The 18,829-nt window shown below is 45.2% G+C and carries 15 protein-coding genes; 5 read left to right on the top strand and 10 right to left on the bottom strand.

What is annotated here, in order from left to right; translation table 11 throughout:
* Positions 1-141: 141 nt before the first annotated feature.
* A complete protein-coding gene (locus DWX57_RS07605; protein WP_117550135.1) occupies positions 142-1,032 on the top strand; it encodes an AraC family transcriptional regulator in 891 nt (296 codons plus the stop codon).
* Positions 1,033-1,075: 43 nt separating this feature from the next.
* Here the strand turns inward: DWX57_RS07605 and DWX57_RS07600 are convergent, their stop codons facing one another.
* The 3 genes from DWX57_RS07600 to DWX57_RS07590 form a co-directional block, all read right to left on the bottom strand.
* Positions 1,076-1,327, bottom strand: coding sequence for a hypothetical protein (locus DWX57_RS07600; protein WP_055222234.1), 252 nt, complete (start codon positions 1,325-1,327; stop codon positions 1,076-1,078).
* A gap of 483 nt (positions 1,328-1,810) precedes the next feature.
* Positions 1,811-2,431, bottom strand: a complete 621-nt coding sequence (locus DWX57_RS07595; protein ID WP_117550134.1) for a flavodoxin family protein — start codon at positions 2,429-2,431, stop codon at positions 1,811-1,813.
* Positions 2,432-2,555: 124 nt separating this feature from the next.
* Positions 2,556-3,410, bottom strand: a complete 855-nt coding sequence (locus DWX57_RS07590) for an AraC family transcriptional regulator (protein ID WP_117550132.1) — start codon at positions 3,408-3,410, stop codon at positions 2,556-2,558.
* 293 nt (positions 3,411-3,703) lie between these two features.
* On the opposite strand from DWX57_RS07590, the gene DWX57_RS07585 reads away from it, so the two are divergent.
* Positions 3,704-7,156, top strand: coding sequence for a glycoside hydrolase family 2 TIM barrel-domain containing protein (locus DWX57_RS07585; protein WP_120123412.1), 3,453 nt, complete (start codon positions 3,704-3,706; stop codon positions 7,154-7,156).
* A 98-nt stretch (positions 7,157-7,254) separates the two neighbouring features.
* Here DWX57_RS07585 and DWX57_RS07580 read toward each other — a convergent pair whose 3' ends face one another.
* The 6 genes from DWX57_RS07580 to DWX57_RS07555 all read right to left on the bottom strand — a co-directional run bounded on the left by DWX57_RS07580 (position 7,255) and on the right by DWX57_RS07555 (position 14,520).
* Positions 7,255-7,875, bottom strand: coding sequence for a phosphoribosylanthranilate isomerase (locus DWX57_RS07580; RefSeq protein WP_120123410.1), 621 nt, complete (start codon positions 7,873-7,875; stop codon positions 7,255-7,257).
* 51 nt (positions 7,876-7,926) lie between these two features.
* On the bottom strand, positions 7,927-9,291 hold the full coding sequence (locus DWX57_RS07575) for an ATP-binding protein (RefSeq protein ID WP_120123408.1): 1,365 nt from the start codon (positions 9,289-9,291) through the stop codon (positions 7,927-7,929).
* A gap of 174 nt (positions 9,292-9,465) precedes the next feature.
* The gene (locus tag DWX57_RS07570; protein ID WP_243106190.1) at positions 9,466-10,029 is read right to left on the bottom strand and encodes a GNAT family N-acetyltransferase; all 564 of its coding nucleotides are present in this window, start codon (positions 10,027-10,029) and stop codon (positions 9,466-9,468) included.
* A gap of 109 nt (positions 10,030-10,138) precedes the next feature.
* Positions 10,139-12,403: a 5-methyltetrahydropteroyltriglutamate--homocysteine S-methyltransferase gene (gene metE / locus DWX57_RS07565; protein ID WP_120123405.1), complete on the bottom strand. Its 2,265-nt coding sequence runs from the start codon at positions 12,401-12,403 to the stop codon at positions 10,139-10,141.
* A 169-nt stretch (positions 12,404-12,572) separates the two neighbouring features.
* Positions 12,573-13,625 (bottom strand): LysR family transcriptional regulator, encoded by a 1,053-nt coding sequence (locus tag DWX57_RS07560; protein ID WP_120123403.1) that lies wholly within the window; start codon positions 13,623-13,625, stop codon positions 12,573-12,575.
* A 4-nt stretch (positions 13,626-13,629) separates the two neighbouring features.
* Positions 13,630-14,520, bottom strand: coding sequence for a LysR family transcriptional regulator (locus tag DWX57_RS07555; protein ID WP_117550120.1), 891 nt, complete (start codon positions 14,518-14,520; stop codon positions 13,630-13,632).
* A 203-nt stretch (positions 14,521-14,723) separates the two neighbouring features.
* On the opposite strand from DWX57_RS07555, the gene DWX57_RS07550 reads away from it, so the two are divergent.
* The 3 genes from DWX57_RS07550 (at position 14,724) to DWX57_RS07540 (ending at position 17,595) form a co-directional block, all read left to right on the top strand.
* Positions 14,724-15,485, top strand: coding sequence for a DUF4866 domain-containing protein (locus DWX57_RS07550; protein ID WP_055280157.1), 762 nt, complete (start codon positions 14,724-14,726; stop codon positions 15,483-15,485).
* Positions 15,472-16,839, top strand: a complete 1,368-nt coding sequence (locus DWX57_RS07545; protein WP_120123401.1) for a threonine/serine ThrE exporter family protein — start codon at positions 15,472-15,474, stop codon at positions 16,837-16,839. The genes DWX57_RS07550 and DWX57_RS07545 overlap by 14 nt, the downstream gene beginning before the upstream one ends.
* Positions 16,840-16,923: 84 nt before the next feature.
* Complete coding sequence (locus tag DWX57_RS07540; protein WP_120123399.1) at positions 16,924-17,595, top strand: YoaK family protein; 672 nt, start codon at positions 16,924-16,926, stop codon at positions 17,593-17,595.
* 103 nt (positions 17,596-17,698) lie between these two features.
* On the opposite strand, the gene hydE is transcribed toward DWX57_RS07540, so the two are convergent.
* Positions 17,699-18,793: a [FeFe] hydrogenase H-cluster radical SAM maturase HydE gene (hydE, locus tag DWX57_RS07535; RefSeq protein ID WP_120123397.1), complete on the bottom strand. Its 1,095-nt coding sequence runs from the start codon at positions 18,791-18,793 to the stop codon at positions 17,699-17,701.
* Positions 18,794-18,829: the final 36 nt, after the last annotated feature.

Raw genomic sequence — 18,829 nt, 5'->3', positions numbered from 1 at the left:
TCTTGCTTTGTGAATATAATTCTATAACAATATACAGATTTTGAACATGGCATAGCGTTGCAAATATATGTCCATTTGTTAGATTGTTTTTTCTCGTAAATGTGGTATACTCGGATATAAAATAACTACGGAGTATACAAAATGGAAAATAAGATTGTTATGGAATTTCCCCAGGAAAATGACACAGATCTCTACCTGAATGTGTTCGGTCACTCAATAACCGAGCCGCTCCACAAGGCAGGGCCTGCGGTCAAGACCTTCTACCTCATACATTTCGTGCTGGAGGGAGAGGGCGACTTTTATGTGAAAGGGGCACATTATCATTTGAAAAAAGGGCAGGGGTTCCTCATTGAACCGGACACCCCAGCGACATATATATCAGACGAGCACCATCCGTGGCGTTACGTATGGTTCGGATTCTCTGGCAGATGTGCTCAGGACACGCTGAGCAGTATTGGCTTGACACAGAACCAACCTATTTTCACCTGCGAGGATGGCGATAAACTGAAAAAGTACGTGTTTGATATGCTTGCCCACAACACCTCGGATCACGCAGACCACTACAGACTTATGGGTATGCTCTATCTCGCACTTTCAGTAATTGCAAATGCACAGAAGGATAAGCTGGAGGCTCCGTCGGGAAATGCATATGTGAACCACGCAATTTCATATATCCAGAACCACTACAGTATGCCGATGAAGGTGGAGGAGCTGTCCGACTACGTTGGAATCAACAGAAGCTATTTCTCCGACCTGTTCAAGCAGTACACCGGGATGAGTCCTGTGAAATACCTGCAGAATTTCCGCATAACAAAAGCCCAGCATATGCTTACCATATCTGAGCTTTCTATAGAAAGTATTGCATTTTCATGCGGCTACCAGTCCGCTGAGGCATTTCACAAGATCTTCCGCAAGACCACCGGCATGTCGCCCAATGCCTACCGCCAGGAAAAGCGCCAGAGAACGCTCTCCAGTCAGGAGACCATGAACAACAACAGGCCGGATTATATTGATACAGATGATGATTTTTAAAATTATCTCCAGTGGCAAAGGCACCAGACATTATTACAAATTCCTACTTTCTTTTCCACCTAATTATCATCATAATAATAGATGCACATACGCACAATCCCCCTACAGCAAATGCCCCAACAGCTATTTCCTGCCACATTTGTGCATTATACAATTCTACCCCCGTAACTATTATGCAAATACCTAATAATGCCATTGCCGTAATCACCAAAGGCATCTTTTTAGTCGCTATACCAACTATTGATACAAGGACTGCCACAACTCCGATGGCAGCCACAACAATTGCCATATTCATATTTTCTTCTCCTCTACTTCTTTTTTGACGGAACCTTTATCGATGTTTGACACGCGACATAGCTCGCACCAGTATTTTTCATTGCTATGTATCTTGTTGTGGTACTCCAGCCATCGTGGACCACCAAAAATGTATACACCTTTCCCGTTCTCATATTCTTAACATCAACTACATTCACTGACATTTTAGAATTAAAGCTACTGGAATATCTATGCAAAAGCCTCCACCCTCAAACTGCAATAAAATGGAATCCTATTTTGTTCTCTAAAATAAGGTCTCATCCTCAAAGGCCTAAAATCATATATCCTTTTTCACCAGAAACATGAACACCATCCCAACTTTGAATACTTACCATTTCCATACCTTGACTATAGTTCAAGAGATTACATATGTAATCTCTCTTTCTACCATTAACACTATGTTCTGATTTAGGTTAAACTCAATCTTTGTCATTTGCTTCACGATATTATAATCTTTACTAATTTATCTTATAAAGTTCGTCTGGTTGCCTCTCTCTGTGTCAGGGAGCGCAACACCTGCTGCCTTGCCGGCTTCAAAGCATTTGAGCATCCATGCAAGGTTCTTAGCAAGATTCCTCATGGTCTGCATACCCTCCGCATCCAGCTCAGCCTCTCCAGGCACGCGTCCGTGTACAAGATTCCAGTATGTAGAGCCAGCCACCGGCATCTGTGATATTCCAAAGTATTTATTCATCACATCGAATGATGCTGATGTTCCGCCACGTCTTGCAACCGCCACAGATGCACCCGGCTTGAATGCAAATGCACGGCCGCTGCTGTAGAATACTCTGTCAAGGAATGACTGCACACGTCCGCTTGGATGAGCATAGTATACAGGTGTTCCAAATACCAGTCCGTCTGCTTCCTTTGCCTTGGCAACGAACTCATTTACCTTATCGTCATCAAACACACAGCCTTTTTCCGTACACTGTCCACAGCCTATGCAGTCTCTCAGTGGAGCTGCTCCGATCTGGAATATCTCATAGCCTATTCCCTCTTTCTTGAGCTGCTCGCCTACCTCGTAAAGTGCACGGTATGTATTGCCCTGCGGCTTCGCGCTTCCATTCAACATTAAAACCTTCATATTCAGTTCCTCCAATCAACAATCATTTTATATCTCATTTAATATGTAACTGCCCGCCACACACACATGGCAGTTTCTTCTATATTATATATACACTTAATGATAAATTTTTTCCAGCTATTTATCACCGCCTGATCGACTTCCTGTACTCCATCGGTGACATCCCCTTTTCTTTCTTGAACACCCTGCTGAAGTAGAGGGGGTTGTCGTATCCAACAATCTTGGCGATCTCTGTCATGTTATAATCAGAGCTCTCGAGAAGCATCTGGGCATTGGCTACTCGCTTCGCCATGATGTACTGTGTGGGCGTGGTGCCGATGCGCTGCCTGAAATTCCGTATAAACCAGCTAACGCTCATGTTATGCTCATTTGCATAATCCTCAACAACTATCTCCTCGTTGTAATGCTCTCCGAAATATCCCGCTGCGCGGTCCATCTCCTCCGCCATGGCTGACACATTTTTGGAATCATCCTGTCCCTGCTGCCTGTGAACTGAGATAAGTATCTGTCTGAATATATATTCCAGCATCTCCTCGTAGTCATCCCGGCAGAGCTGCAGTTCCTGTATCATCTGTTTGAACAGGGTTCTATACTCCGCATGGTCTCCACCATAAAATATATTCACATCATCATCTATCCCATATCGTCTGAATATCTGCTTCACCTCTCCCCCGGTGAAATGCACCCAGAATACTTCCGTGTGTTCGTCCCCGTAATACACATACCTCTGCATCTGTCTTGGTCTGTAGATAACCATATTTCCGGGGCAGGCAATCATATCCTTTCCGTCTATCTCAAAATGTGCTTTACCCGCCGCCACGTATATTAGCTGATAATCTTTTCGCCCTTTTGGTCTGTAGGTTGTAAACTCCTTCTGCGTATACAGCTTGTAAGTTCCGCAGCTTGTGACTATGAGCGGTCTGCTCTTGTCCACTATGTCGAGCAGTGAGTTGTGAAGATATGCTGAGTTTGTATACATGTGTGGCTCCTTTCTATATGGCAAATTACACTATTATTTCACTATTTTTACACTATTTTGAAGCGTGTGCAGGCACATCCTGTATGCTTTATACTTTTTCTTTTGTCTGTTCAGAGACTTCACCCTGCAAGCGGACTTGCAGGGTGCGGCGTATCCGCCTTATAAAACTAGAATGTGCATATTTTGTCTCATTATATGTATGGACTTTTCATGTGCCGTTATCTTATAATATATCTAACAAACGACGAATATACAACGTTTTATATATTAAATTAACCACAGGAGGTATTGTTATGATCATTCCGCGTCACTACGAAAATCTGCATATTCTGCATGAGAACACCATGCCGGATAGGAATTACTATATTCCTGCTGGGAAGGCATACAGCACATCCCTTGATGCAAGGGATCACTCGGACAGAGTACAGTTTCTGAATGGAACCTGGAAGTTCCGCTACTATGACAGCATTTATAAGCTTCAGGACGAATTCCACAGTGAGGGATATGATATATCCGGTTTCGATGATATTCCGGTTCCATCAGTATGGCAGATGCACGGATACGACTATCACCAGTACACCAATGTCAGGTATCCATTTGCATTTGACCCACCTTATGTTCCAAAGGACAACCCTTGTGGTGCATATGAGACAGACTTTATCTACGATCAGAACGAGGACGCACCACTCGCGCACTTGAACTTTGAGGGTATAGATTCCTGTTTCTATGTATGGCTCAACGGCAGGTATGTTGGCTACAGCCAGGTGTCCCACTCAACCAGTGAATTTGACATAACCGAATTCATAAGAAACGGCTCCAACAGGCTCTGCGTGCTGGTTCTCAAATGGTGTGACGGAAGCTATCTTGAGGATCAGGATAAGTTCCGCATGAGCGGTATTTTCAGGGATGTATATATCCTGAAACGCTCTGAGGGTGCTGTATATGACTATTTCATAAAGACCAGCTGTGACGATATAAAGGATCCAACTAAGGCAGATGTAACCATAGACTTCACAGCATTTACAGAATATTCCTGCGTTGAAGACCGTTTTTTATCAAAACCAGAAACAGTGGTTGATAAAGGCGCTGATTCAAATTTTGATATTGAAGTTACCATTCTGGACGCCGATGGCAGCATATGTTCATCAGGCTGTGTAAAATGTGAAATTTCCGCTCAGAGCGATGCCAATACCAATGCAGACGAAGGCAAAACCGCAGCCAGCTCCAGCAGCATTACTTTGTCGATCGACTCCCCTGTGCTGTGGAATGCAGAAAAGCCATATCTCTACACTGTCATCATAAGATGCGCCGGTGAGGTCATCACTGACAGGATAGGAATCAGGGAGATAACGATAGAGAATAAGATCGTGTACATCAACGGCATGCCGATCAAGTTCCATGGAGTGAACAGACATGATTCCGACCCTGTGACCGGTTTTACGATCAGCAGAGAACAGATCATCAGGGATATGTCTCTCATGAAGCGGCACAATGTCAACGCCATAAGGACAAGCCATTATCCAAATGTTCCTTATTTCTATGAGCTCTGCGACGAATATGGATTCTATGTGATAGACGAGGCTGACATAGAGGCACATGGTCCAAGTGAATTGTTCTATTCTGATAATAATTGGGATAACAAGGCAGCAAGGTGGAATGAGCCGATCGCCAACAATCCTGAATTCTGTGAATCCATTCTTGACCGCATCAGGCGCTGCGTCATGAGGGACAAGAACCGTGCCAGCGTAGTCATCTGGTCCATGGGAAATGAGAGTGCTTACGGCGTGACATTTGAGGAGGCTCTGGCATGGGTCAAGTCCTATGACAGCTCCCGTCTCACCCACTACGAGAGTGCACAGTATACAGACGGTAAGAGAAAATATGACTACAGCAATCTGGATCTCTACAGCAGAATGTATCCATCCATATCCGAGATGGCTGAATATATAGATGGTGATGGCGACAAGCCTTACATCCTGTGCGAATACTGCCATGCCATGGGCAACGGTCCCGGAGATCTGGAGGACTATTTCCAGTTCTTCGACAGCCACGAAACCACTTGCGGAGGATTTGTGTGGGAGTGGTGTGACCACGCCATATACAAGAGTAAAGCGGCAAACGGCAAGGATATATACGCCTACGGTGGAGACAGCGGTGAGACTATCCACGACGGCAACTTCTGTATGGATGGTCTGGTGTATCCGGACCGCAGACCACACACAGGACTTCTTGAATTCAAGAACATCAACCGCCCGGTAAGGATCACCGGCTATGATGAGACAAATGGAGTTTTGACTCTGCACAACTACATGGATTTCACTGACATCAGGGACTACCTCACAATGAGCTACGAGGTTATGCGAGATGGTCAGGTTGCCGCATCCGGGGATATCGACACGCCTTCCATAGCTCCTCACAGTGTCGGAACTATCAGCCTGAGCCCTGTTACAAATATACAGAAGTCATCGTCAGACTTATATGCATCAAGTCATTCTGACATTTCTGACAGCTCGGATGTTACCGATCGTTCAAGTGTTGTTGAATGTTCAGATGTCGCCGATTGCACAAAAGATATTATTACACACAGAATGTTTCTCCGTGTGATATATAAGGCAGCTTGTGACAGTGCATTTGTCAGAGAAGGTGATGTGCTGGGATTTGACGAAATAGAACTTGCCACACAAAAACAGAACGCAGACAAGGTCCTGGATAAAGCATCGTTTTTGGACAAGGCGCAGAATTTGGCGGAACAATATCTGACTACTCAGGATACAGCTTCTGCCCATCTTCATGTATCGGAAAGCGACACAGAATTTGTTGTCAGCGGAAGTAATTTTGAATATATATTTGACAGGAACACAGGAAACTTTACAGGCTTAGCAATTGACGGTCAGGAACTTCTCGCTGCTCCATGCGATAAGACAATCTGGCGCGCACCTACGGACAATGACAGAAATATAAAGAACGAGTGGTTAAGAGCGCACTATGATATGGTATCTGAGCGGACCTATGATACAAGCTGTATTGTGAAAGACGGATGTGCTGTGATTACATGTACATCCAGCCTCTCTGCACCGACGGTACAGCCGGTTCTGAGGATAAACGCTGAATGGATAATAACACCTGAAGGAACTATAAAATCAAAAATGCATGTAAAGAAAAATGCTGAATTCCCTATGCTCCCAAGATTTGGCGTGAGGATGATTTTGAGAGAAGATATGCGAAATGTAAATTATATCGGTATGGGTCCATATGAAAGCTACGCAGACAAGCACCATGCAAGCTGGCATGGCTCATTTTCTGCATCCATTGACGAGATGCACGAGGACTATATCATGCCACAGGAAAATGGAAGCCACTTTGACTGTAGCCTTGTTCAGGTCAGTGCCACTGGAGCAAGCGACGAGTCTGACAGGAATAGCTCCGACAAAAATAACTTTGTCAACGGTTCATCATATCAGAGCATTTGCAATGCGCAGACAGCCGAAACGATCGCAGCTACAACAGCCCACAGCATAACCGTGACATCCGCTGTGCCATTTTCAATGAACGCCTCGCCTTACACCGCAGAGGAACTGACCAATGCAGCCCACAACTACGAGCTGCCGGAGAGCGGCAAATCCGTCCTGTGCATAGACTATCGCCAGAACGGAATCGGCTCCAACAGCTGCGGCCCCGAGCTTGATGAGAAATACAGATTTGACGAGGATGAGTGGGAATTTGGATTTACCATGCAAGTGAAATAGATACAAAATTATCGCTAAATTAAGTTTATCTCATGAAAAAGGACAAAGTCTCCAAACTTTGTCCTTTTTTCCGCTTGTATAAGTATTTAGATACAAATCTACCAAGCAGCGATATTCCTCTTCATCTGGCGCATCTTCTCCGGATCCTTGCCCGGTTTTTGAACGCCACCTACCACATCGTACTCTATGCCAGATGACACATCGACTACGTCGGGATGTACCTGCTCTATCGCCCGCCGCACATTGTCCGGCGTGAGACCTCCGGCAAGCACAAACAGCCTTCCATCACGCTCTATTTCATTCAAACTATTCCAGTCAAATGTCTTGCCACTTCCAGGTTCACCGGCATCGAACACATAACCTGCAATATTCGAAAGGCTTTGATAATGTAGATACATATCCATATCCTTTACATTGAATGCCTTCCACACAGGCAAATGTGCACTCTCTATAAGCTCATCGCTGACCTGTCCATGAATCTGGATGAAATCAAAGCCCAGCTCTGCTATCTCTGTTATCTGCTCCTCATCCGGGGATACCACCACCGCAACCTTCTTCACATCTTCCCTCAGTTCTTCAAGTAATCTGCGCGCAGTATCCACACTGACATTTCTCTTTGATTTCGGGAAATACATCACCATTCCTATATAATCAGGTCTCACCTCATTCACCGCGGCCACATCGGCCGGGGTCGTGATTCCGCACATCTTTATCTTCATGCTGTCTCTCCTATTTTTTAACATCGGCTCGTCAACAGGCGAAAACTGATGCTACATATCCTTATCGAACGTCAACCCTGATAGGTCAAGTTTATATATCGTGTCAGCCATCTTTTCGTTTTCCAGAAACGCAATCATATATATCGGCAAATATACTTTTTTGCCGCTGACCTCTACATTTCCCTCCGAAAAAACATATGCATATTCTATTCCGTAATTTTCATCAGCCAAGACATTACACAACGCAGAGTGCCGTTTGTAATCCTTACCCGATTTTATCTCCAGTGGAACTACTTTTCCATTCAGTTCTATTACAAAATCAAGTTCACCCTGCTTTTTGCTGTTAAAATAATATTCTTTATGACCTTTGCTGAGTAGTTCCTGGGAAACCACATTTTCAAATAGCGCACCATTGTTTATAGATTTTTCTTTATTCAGTATCGCCATTTTCACCTGATCCGAATACCTGCTTGTCAGCAGCCCTACATCGGAGAAAAATAGTTTAAACAGATTCCTATTCTCACTGATCACAAGCGGAAGTTTCGGCTCACTTATATTATAGACCGGTATCGCAACCCCAGCATCCTTAAGCCACAGAAAATCATTTGCAACCCTATAATAACTGAGGCCTTTACCTATACTATTGATCTGGAATCTTTTATTTTTCTGATCAAGCTGTCCCGGCATAGCATCATATATCTCCTGCAGTTTCAGCTTGTATCTTGTCTCATACTTTGTAAAATCACTCTTATATAATCTAACTATCTTTTCATGTACCTCCGCTACCTTCGCAAGATCATTTGTCTCCACATAGGTATTGACCGCCTCCGGCATCCCGCCCACGATAAGATACAGATTGAATACATCAAGCATTTTTTCATGTACAAACGAATCAACAGGCAGCCTCTGCGTAAAGCATTCCTTCAGTGTGTCGATCACATTCTGATTCACACCAACAGAAACCATAAATTCGCACAAATCCATCGGATACATATCGCATACACGCAGATATCCAACCGGTGCAGATCTGAGGTCATTCAGCTCTACGCCCAAAAGCGAACCGCTCATAATATACCTGTAGCTCCCATCTTCCACCAGAAACTTCACTCTTGTCACTATATCTTTAAACTCCTGCACCTCATCCAGAAATATGATCGTACGGCCTTTCTCAAGAGGCTGTTTAGTCACCAGACTAAGTCTCATAAGCAGATCCTTTGCATCTCTGGCACCGCCAAACAATGTGACAAGCTCCGGCTGGTCAATAAAATTCAATTCCACATATGGCACTCCACTTTCCCTGAGGCATTCTTTTATAAGATATGTCTTACCGATCTGTCTCGCTCCCGTTATGAACAAAGCGTCTCTGCCGCTCTGAATCCATGAATCTATATATTTTTTTGCCGATCTTTCCAGCATAAAATCACCCCACATACTGCATTTGCAACTTTTCTATCCCTATGATATCAATTTTTTGCAACTTTTCCAACCTTTTCGCGGTGATTTTTGCAACTTTTCCAACCTTTTTTTGGCGGTTTTTGCAACTTTGCGAGCTTTAGTAACAATTTTCTTTTATTTTACGGCGGGTCCTCCTTATGAAAATATCTGTCCGGGCAGTGTTTTTTTCTCTTTATATGGAAACTGCCTGTCGAATTCTTCCACAGCCTTTTCGTCCACGAAATATCCTTCTGGCGGAGCGTACTCACCCGTGACTCCATCAAGATATCCGGAAATCAGCTCCTTGCAGAGGAAAAACGATGCATCCTCCCCCTCATCAAGTCCATGATAGCGAATGCCAAACTCGCTTGCCGGTCTGAATCCGCTTTTGCCATAAAAATCAATATTCCCCTCAAAGCATAGTGCACCGCAGCCGAGCTCTGCAGCTTTCTGCAACGAATAATCCAGCAGTATCTTTCCATAGCCCTTACGCTTAAGTTCATTCTTTATGCATATAGGGCCCATCGTCATAACCCGAATACTTCTTCCATCATCCGCTGTTATTTCCGCCCTCATAAACATGTTCTGCCCGATGAATTCTCCATTTAACAGCATTACAAAATCCAGTTTCGGGACAAATGCACTGTCATTTCTCAGCTGATTGAGCACATAGTGTTCCAGACAGCCGGGACGATACACATTCCAAAAACTATTCCGCACTAGATTCTCGACTTCCCGGTATTCATCCTCTTTTTCCAATCGTATAACCGGATCATCATTATGACTGACTTGCGTAATATTTATGTGAATTTGTCAAGCATTTTATATATTATTTTCTTACCTGTCTGGCAGCCTCAACCATATTTCTGAGGCTGGCGTCAGTCTCAGGCACACCTCTGGTCTTAAGACCGCAGTCCGGATTGATCCAGAGCTTATCCCTGCCTATCTTCGTGAGCATGACATTTACCGCCTTCACGATCTCTGCCACCGACGGAACTCTTGGAGAGTGAATATCATATACGCCAGGTCCCACCTCTGTCTCGAAGTTGTTCTCCCTGAGAGAATCCAGGATCTGCAGATCGGATCTTGACGCCTCAAATGTGATCACATCCGCGTCCATATCATCTATGGCAGGTATGATATCCGTAAATTCACTGTAGCACATATGTGTGTGTATCTGTGTCTCAGCCTTCACACCGCTGTGTGTCAGACGGAATGCAGGTATCGCAAAATCAAGGTACTCCGTATACCAATCAGATTTTCTGAGTGGAAGCTTTTCTCTGAGTGCAGCCTCATCTATCTGTATCATCTTTATTCCATGCGCCTCCAGATCCAGCACCTCATCTCTGATCGCAAGCGCTATCTGTGATATAGATTCCTTGATTGATATATCCTCCCTTGGGAATGACCAGTTGAGTATCGTCACCGGACCGGTCAACATTCCCTTCATGATCTTGTCTGTGAGCGACTGCGCATATACAGACCAATCAACCGTGATCGGCTTTTTGCGGTATACGTCACCCCATATCACAGGCGGCTTTACGCATCTCGTTCCATATGACTGTACCCATGCTTTCTCAGTGAACAGGAATCCGCCAAGTGCCTCACCGAAATATTCAACCATGTCATTTCGTTCATACTCGCCATGCACTAGCACATCCAGTCCGATGTCCTCCTGCCACTTTACACATTCCTTTATCTTTCCCTTTACAAAGTCCACATATCCCTGCTCAGATATCTCTCCCTTTCTGAGCTGTGCTCTCTGTGACTTCACATCCTTAGTCTGTGGGAATGAACCTATAGTGGTTGTCGGAAGCTCAGGAAGCCCAAATTCCTTCTTCTGAAGTGCCTGCCTCTCGCTTCTCTTCGGAAGTCTTACATAATCCGCCTCAGTCACTGCCGCCAGTCTCTGTCTCACCTCGTTGCTGTTGCAGTCTCTTGTTCCTGCAAATAACTCCTGATTCTTGTGGTATGCCTCAAGCTCTGTGTAGTTATAGCTCTCGGCTAGTGCCGCAAGCTCCGAGAGTTCAGTAAGCTTCTCCTCCGCAAATGCAAAGAACCTCAGATAGTCCTGTGACAGCTTCATCTCTTGCTTAAGTGTGTATGGCACATGAAGCAGTGAGCATGATGTAGACAGAACCACATCTATCTTCTTATCGCGGAGCTGCCCTACTACCTTGAGAGTCTTGTCGTAATGATTTCTCCATATATTTTTGCCATTTACCAGGCCGGCAAAAAGTACCTTATCCCCAGGGAAGCCGTATCTGTCTATAAGCTGACCGGTCTGTTTGCCCTCTATAAAATCAAGGCCTATTCCGGCAAATGGCATATTTATGATATCTTCATACACATCCCTCACATCACCGAAATATGTCTGGAGAAGTATCTTACAGTCTGCACGATCTGCAAATACCCTGTCATACACCCTGTGGAAAAGTGCCTTATCATCGTCATCCATATCTCTCACCAATGATGGTTCATCAAATTGCAGCCACTCCACATTCTCTTCATCGCACTCGGCGATGAGCTGTCTGTAAGCCTCTGCCACATCATCAGCAAAATCTTCTGCATTCTTTGATCCCACATATCTGCATAGCTTAAGCATTGTGTATGGTCCTATAACCACAGGCTTTGTCTTGATCCCCAGCTCCTTGGCCTCCTCGTATTCACCTGTAAGTTTCTCGCAGTCAAGGCTTATCACTGTGTCATCCTCTATCTCCGGAACTATGTAATGATAGTTTGTGTTAAACCACTTCTTCATCGCAAGAGCCTTCACATCCCCGGATTCTCCCTGATACCCCCTTGCCATGGCAAAGTACGTGTCAAGCTTTGAGACATTTAGCTCTCTGTATCTCTTTGGCACAATTCCGAGAAGAACTGCTGTATCAAGCACTATATCGTAAAATGAAAAGTCGTTGCACGGAATAAAGCCTATCCCTGCTGCCACCTGTGTCATCCAGTGTCTGTGTCTGAGATCCGCTGCAATTCCTGTAAGCTCCTGCGCCGTTATCTCATGTCTGAAATATTTTTCAGATGCAAATTTTAACTCTCTTAATGTTCCCACCCTCGGAAATCCTATAACTGATGTCTTCATCATATCCTCCTGCTCACTCACTGGCATATCTCATAGACCAGTGTTATTTTCTTGTTTGTTGTTGACATTATATGAAGCTCTGGTTCGCTTGTATAATACATAAAAATATAGCGTGGATATAGTTTTTTGCTATACCCACGCTATTTCTATGTCTTTTATTCTATGTCAGCTATGTGGTTTTAACCCTTCTCATATGTTCCGCCGCCTTCTCCCTCACATCTCCGCAGGCAGGCTCTCCGTTATCCCTCATCTCGTTGAAGCGTCCCCTGTGTTGGAGCTTTCTCTGAGGAATTTTTACTGAATCTTCCGGCTCGTCACTGCCAGCCGTGAGATAATTTGCCAACGCACCGAGATAGGTGTTTCCAAGTCTGCTGAGGATCGCCTTCCTGTGGACGATATACCCTATCCTCATATCGCTCTCATCCGCAAGTGGCACCGATATAATGTCCTTGCCGTTCAGCTTTTCATCTATGACACCGCTGCACACAGTATATCCATTCAGACCTATCAGCAGATTGAACAGTGTCGCTCTATCCCTGACTCTTATATTCTTCTTTCGCTCCGTCGTAGAGAATATTTCCTCCGAGAAGTAAAAAGAGTTGTGCTCTCCCTGCTCAAATGACAGATATGGATACGCCTCCAGCTCTTCATTTGTTATGATATCGTTCTTCGCCAGTGGATGCTTTCTGCTTATGAACACGTGAGGCTTTGCCACAAACAGCTCATGAAATTCCAGGTCATTTGCTCTGAGGATCTTGTTCAGCACCTTCTCATTAAAGTCATTCATGAACAATATTCCGATCTCGCTTCTCATCCTGGCGACATCATCTATGATCTCATAGGTCTGTGTCTCCCTTATGCTGAAATCATATTCGTCCTGTCCATACCTCTTTATCAGGTCAACAAATGCATTTACCGCAAATGAATAATGCTGGGTGGACACGCAGAAGCTCTTCTTGCCGCCATCGTCCCCCTTGTATTTGTCCTCAAGGACCTTCGCCTGCTCAAGCACCTGTCTCGCATAGCCGAGGAAGACCTCGCCCTCTATGGACGGACTTATTCCCTTATTTGACCTGTTGAATATATTTATCCCCATCTCTTTTTCCAGCTCATGGATGGCATTTGTCAGGCTTGGCTGGGATATATACAGCCGGTTCGCAGCCTCGGTGATCGTGCCCGTATCCGCAACCATCACCACATATCTAAGCTGCTGAAGTGTCATATTCTCACCTGCTTTCTACTATTATTTTCTTGAACTGCTTTGCTGCCTCATTCAGCGGGTGCAGGCAGTCATACACAAGACATACATTCCTGTCCGGAAGCTTTTCCTCAAGTGAAAGCTTTACAACCTCTTTGTTCTTTACTGCCTCCCTCGCCATCAGTTCCGGTATAAATGCAAGTCCAAGCTCACACTTCACAAGTGGCAGTATCTGATCCGTGGTGGCCGCCTCCGTGTCCGGCGCAAGCTCCACGCCATGCTCCCTGAATATTCTGTCGTAGAATCTGAATGTCATAGTCTCCCTGCCTAGACAGATCATAGGATAGTTCCTCATCTCCGCAATGGACAGTTTTTGCTTTTTAAGTGAAGAAAATGTCGTTCCGCCGATAAGTATCTCACGATATGACTGCAGCACGATCTTCTTGAGAGGAGCCTCCACATCAGCCGGAGTTGTAACTACTGCAAAGTCTATACTTCCATTCTTCACTTCCTCCACAGCCTGAGGTGTAGAATGGTTGTATATCTTGAGATTTATACCCGGATACGCCATGTGAAATGCCCGCAGTCTGTCCAGCAGATATATATTTAACGCCGTCTCACTGACACCTATCGTTATACTTCCGTGAGTGAGATTCTCACCATCTGCCAGCTCATCCTCCGCCGTCAGAAGCTGTGACATTGCAGCCTCCACATATGAATAGAGCTGTTCCCCGTCTCTTGTGAGCTGTACACCCCTGTTTGTCCTGACAAATAGTATCCTTCCAAGCTGCTGCTCCAGGCAGTTCATCGCCCTGGTCACATTTGGCTGACTGTTTCCAAGAACCTTTGCGGCTTTGGTAAAGTTATGATATCTCGCAACATAATAAAATATCTTATAATACTCGAAATTAATGTTCATAATCTATTGTTAGCCACAGACTATATTACATGTCTGCTATACTCCCTTTCTTAAAATTATTTTCCATGCAGCAGCCCCAGCATATCATTTTGTTATCACTGCCATATCAATTATGATTTTCACTTATTGCTACTCCAATAGTATAATCTAACCAGATTTAAATGACAAGACAGCATTTATCATATGAAAGGATGCGCATATCTATGGAAGAAAAGACCATTTTCCCAAGGGAAGAAAAATCAGAAATATTATTTGAAAAAATCCTCAGGGATCCCTGGGCATGTGAAAAGCTCATGGACACATTCTGTAATTACCTGTTCTGCAATGATGACTTCGACTGCAATCTTTCACCGGAAGAATTTACAAAATCACTGCTCTCAGCTTATCTGGACAGAGATATGTCGGCATTCCTCATGTCCATCTGCAACAATACCATGTTCGATCTGCTAAGGAATTCCTACCTTATCCCATATCGCTTCAACGCCGATGGCAAGACCAATCCTGTCATCATGACCGGTGAGCACGGCGAACTTCTGCCTGAATTCAGAAACTCTGTAAGAGAAAAGGATTATCAGCACTTTCACGATATATACACACATATGACACACAACGAGAATATGTATCTTGCAAAGGCGTACAGATACAGCCATGAATACACTTCTGACAACATGGAAGTCGGGCAGAAGATCCTTGAAGAGTGCACCGGAGTCCTGCTCATCAGGGAGCTGCCGGACACGGTAAAGCTCAAGGAGACCGAAGCTGAGGCATACTGTGCTGTGTGGGATATCATGGTTGAACTGGAAAAGAATCTTCCCATGGCATTTGTATTCTACGGTCAGGATACTTTGGACAAACAAGGCATGCGATATGACGAGCTTGGAATATTCCTGCCGGATTCACTGCTCATGAAGAATCTGGAAAGACACGTTGCGAAAGCCGAGGCGATCATATATGCGGAAAAGTAAGAATGCAAAAAACGTAAATGCGGAATCATACATAGACATTATGGAAAAAAATCACATGGAGATTCCATGGCATGACTACGCCAGTGCCGACAGCAATGTACTCATATGCAAGGCAGGTCTGATTGAAAAGGCTTCTGTCATAGGCAGAGTCGGTCTTATCATGCTCTCATGCGGAACAGGTGCATGGCGTGTCCGTACTTCCATGAACAGGCTTTCCAAGGAACTGGGAGTCACATGTACCGTCGATGTCGGACTCATGTCCATAGAATTCAACTGTTTTGACGGTCACGACTGTGTATCACAGTCCCTGTGCATCGCCAATACAGGCGTGAACACCTCAAAACTCTACAGAATGGAGCAGTTTGTTGACAATTTTCCAAATGAAGAGGCGCATCTGACCGGTGAGGAAATCCATCAGAGACTTGATGAGATAGAAAAAATACATACCTTGTACTCTCCTCTCCGTCTCGGACTTGCCTCTGCCCTCGCTTGCTGTGCCTTCACATTTCTTCTAGGCGGCGGGCCTGTAGAAATGATGCTGGCATTTGTCGCAGCCGGAATCGGAAACCTCATAAGGACAAAGCTTATCAAACACCATTTTACTTTATATATGAACATAGCTGTATCCGTGTCAGCCGCTTGTCTTGTGTACGCACTGCTGCTAAAGGCCGCCGAGCTGGCATTTCATATACCCGCCTTCCACGAAGCCGGATATATCTGCTCAATGCTGTTCATCATACCGGGATTTCCATTCATCACCAGCGGTATAGACCTTGCAAAGCTGGATCTGAGATCAGGACTTGAGAGGCTTACATACTCGATCATCATTGTGCTTGTGGCAACGATGTTCGCATGGATCATGGCGCTTCTGCTGAAGCTACACCCACAGGATTTTGCGGCACTCGACATAACACCAGGACTTCATCTGGTGTTCAGACTGATTACCAGCTTCTGCGGTGTGTTCGGATTCTCCATCATGTTCAACAGCTCCATACACATGGCTGCCACAGCAGCTGCCATCGGCGCCATAGCCAACACTCTACGTCTAGAACTTGTAGATCTTGCCGGCATCCCTGCAGCTGCCGCCGCATTTGCCGGAGCCCTCACGGCCGGACTGCTCGCTTCATTCATCAAAAGCACCAACGGTTATCCGCGAATCTCACTGACAGTCCCATCCATAGTCATCATGGTTCCAGGGCTTTATCTTTATCGTGCAATATACAACTTTGGAATCATGTCACTTTCCGATGCCGTGTCCTGGTTTGCGGCTGCCATCATGATCATCATAGCCCTGCCACTTGGACTTATATTTGCAAGGATCCTGACGGACAAAACCTTCAGGTACTGCACCTGATCCCCGAATGGGGTCAGGTACCTCCGTCCCCCAGATGAGATCAGCGCCTGAATGTCAAATCTACAACCAAGGAGTATATGAACCATGAAGTTTTATCCACATAGACAAATGTCAGAATCTTTCATCACCGCGGCCTTCCTGTCAATATCAGGAGGTCTGCAGGATGCATATACCTATATATTCAGAGGAAAGGTATTTGCAAATGCACAGACAGGCAACATAGTTCTTCTCGGTCAGAATCTTGTAGACCGAAACTGGAGAATGTGTGTACACTATGCCGTTCCTCTATTATTTTTTGCGCTTGGAATTGCTGCTGCCGAGTGTATAAAACAGAAATTTCAGAATATGCAGCAGTTTCACTGGAGACAGATCGTTGTATTGTGTGAGATTTTTCTGCTTCTTATCGTGGGATTTCTTCCCATAAAACTCAATCTTCTCGCAAATGCCATGGTTTCATTTTCATGTGCCATGCAGGTTCAGGCATTCAGGAAGGTCAATGGCTACGCATTTGCCAGCACCATGTGCATTGGAAATATCCGGAGCGGCACAGATGCCCTGTGTGCATACTTCAGAACAAAGGACAGGAACACACTGTTCAAATCCCTATGCTACTGGGCGATCATCCTGCTGTTCGGAATCGGCGCAGCTATAGGCGGTCACTTCATCCGTATATTTGATATGAGGACCATCTGGTTCTCCTGCTGTCTGCTGTTCGTAAGCTTTCTGTTCATGTTCATCAAGGAAGAGAGAGAGTAAAAATGAGCTTACGCGGGTCCTCCTTAAGGTGCAGACGCATGAAAGGCGCTTCGCGCGGCGTCTGCGTACATCATAAGGAATCTCCCGCTTACGCGGGTCCTCCTTATGATATATAGTCTCCTCTATCGACAACAATCTGGAATCCGAACGCCTCTGCGCGCCTGTCAAGGCAGCCGCGGCACTGGGCGGATTCCTCCCCCGTGCATATCTTGTTGTCATAAAGCTCGTATTTCTTTCGGACAGACACAGGAGACAGATTCGGCATGACCACATTCGCACCGTGCATAAACCCACGCTCCCTGCCATCCGCCGCTATCGTTCCGAGAGATGTGGTGGATGGTATGAGTGCCTTCGGGAACATCAGTCTCAGCATGCTTATCATCACCAGCGTCTGCTTGACCGTTCCCTGCTCCATCTTCGCAAATGGCGTCTCCTTGTGAGGAACATACGGCCCGATCCCTATCATCTGTGGCTGCAGCTTCGCAAGGAAATGCAGATCCTCGGCCAGATTCACCGGCGTCTGATACGGCGATCCCACCATGAATCCGCTTCCCACCTGATACCCAAGACTTTTAAGATCGTACAGACATCTGACTCTGTTGTCATAGCTCATCGAATCCGGGTGTAATCTTTCATAATGCACCCTGTCCGCGGTCTCATGTCTCAGAAGATATCTGTCCGCCCCGGCCATCCGCCACAGCCTGTAAGTCTCATATGGATGCTCGCCAAATGACAGCGTGACGGCACAGTCCGGATATCTCTCCTTGATACACCTCACAATGTCAGCTATAGCCTCATCTGAAAATCCTCCGTCCTCACCGCCCTGAAGAACAAACGTCCTGAACCCAAGCACATATCCTTCATCGGCACAGGACAGTATCTGATCATTTGTCAGACGGTATCTGTCCACATGGCTGTTGCTCTTCCTGATACCGCAGTAATAGCAATCGTTCTTGCAAATGTTCGTAAACTCGATAAGTCCTCTTATATATATCCTGTTGCCAAAACTCTGATGAGCCAGATCGTAAGCCTTCCTTCTGAGATACTCAAAGTCAGTGAGATCATCCTGAGAGCTCTGAGGGTTCTCTGAATCCGACAAAATTCTTATAGCTTCAGCCAGCTCATTGACTCCCGGTAGTTCACCTCTGCCCTGTCCATATTCAAATGCCTTATCTATGATATCTCTAACTTTTCCCATATAAACTCTATACCCTGTTTTTACATTTATAACTCT

It is taken from the genome of Coprococcus sp. AF19-8AC (assembly GCF_003603115.1).
Lineage (GTDB): Bacteria > Bacillota > Clostridia > Lachnospirales > Lachnospiraceae > Coprococcus > Coprococcus aceti.
This window is presented reverse-complemented; position numbering and strand designations above follow the sequence as displayed.

What these genes read in the sequence shown, in the direction of transcription:
- DWX57_RS07585 (WP_120123412.1), top strand. Translation starts at nt 3,704, where the DNA reads ATGATCATTCCGCGTCACTACGAAAATCTGCATATTCTGCATGAGAAC.
- hydE (WP_120123397.1), bottom strand. Translation starts at nt 18,793, where the DNA reads ATGGGAAAAGTTAGAGATATCATAGATAAGGCATTTGAATATGGACAG.
- DWX57_RS07590 (WP_117550132.1), bottom strand. Translation starts at nt 3,410, where the DNA reads ATGTATACAAACTCAGCATATCTTCACAACTCACTGCTCGACATAGTG.
- metE (WP_120123405.1), bottom strand. Translation starts at nt 12,403, where the DNA reads ATGAAGACATCAGTTATAGGATTTCCGAGGGTGGGAACATTAAGAGAG.
- DWX57_RS07605 (WP_117550135.1), top strand. Translation starts at nt 142, where the DNA reads ATGGAAAATAAGATTGTTATGGAATTTCCCCAGGAAAATGACACAGAT.
- DWX57_RS07580 (WP_120123410.1), bottom strand. Translation starts at nt 7,875, where the DNA reads ATGAAGATAAAGATGTGCGGAATCACGACCCCGGCCGATGTGGCCGCG.
- DWX57_RS07600 (WP_055222234.1), bottom strand. Translation starts at nt 1,327, where the DNA reads ATGAATATGGCAATTGTTGTGGCTGCCATCGGAGTTGTGGCAGTCCTT.
- DWX57_RS07540 (WP_120123399.1), top strand. Translation starts at nt 16,924, where the DNA reads ATGAAGTTTTATCCACATAGACAAATGTCAGAATCTTTCATCACCGCG.
- DWX57_RS07575 (WP_120123408.1), bottom strand. Translation starts at nt 9,291, where the DNA reads ATGCTGGAAAGATCGGCAAAAAAATATATAGATTCATGGATTCAGAGC.
- DWX57_RS07560 (WP_120123403.1), bottom strand. Translation starts at nt 13,625, where the DNA reads ATGACACTTCAGCAGCTTAGATATGTGGTGATGGTTGCGGATACGGGC.
- DWX57_RS07595 (WP_117550134.1), bottom strand. Translation starts at nt 2,431, where the DNA reads ATGAAGGTTTTAATGTTGAATGGAAGCGCGAAGCCGCAGGGCAATACA.
- DWX57_RS07545 (WP_120123401.1), top strand. Translation starts at nt 15,472, where the DNA reads ATGCGGAAAAGTAAGAATGCAAAAAACGTAAATGCGGAATCATACATA.
- DWX57_RS07555 (WP_117550120.1), bottom strand. Translation starts at nt 14,520, where the DNA reads ATGAACATTAATTTCGAGTATTATAAGATATTTTATTATGTTGCGAGA.
- DWX57_RS07550 (WP_055280157.1), top strand. Translation starts at nt 14,724, where the DNA reads ATGGAAGAAAAGACCATTTTCCCAAGGGAAGAAAAATCAGAAATATTA.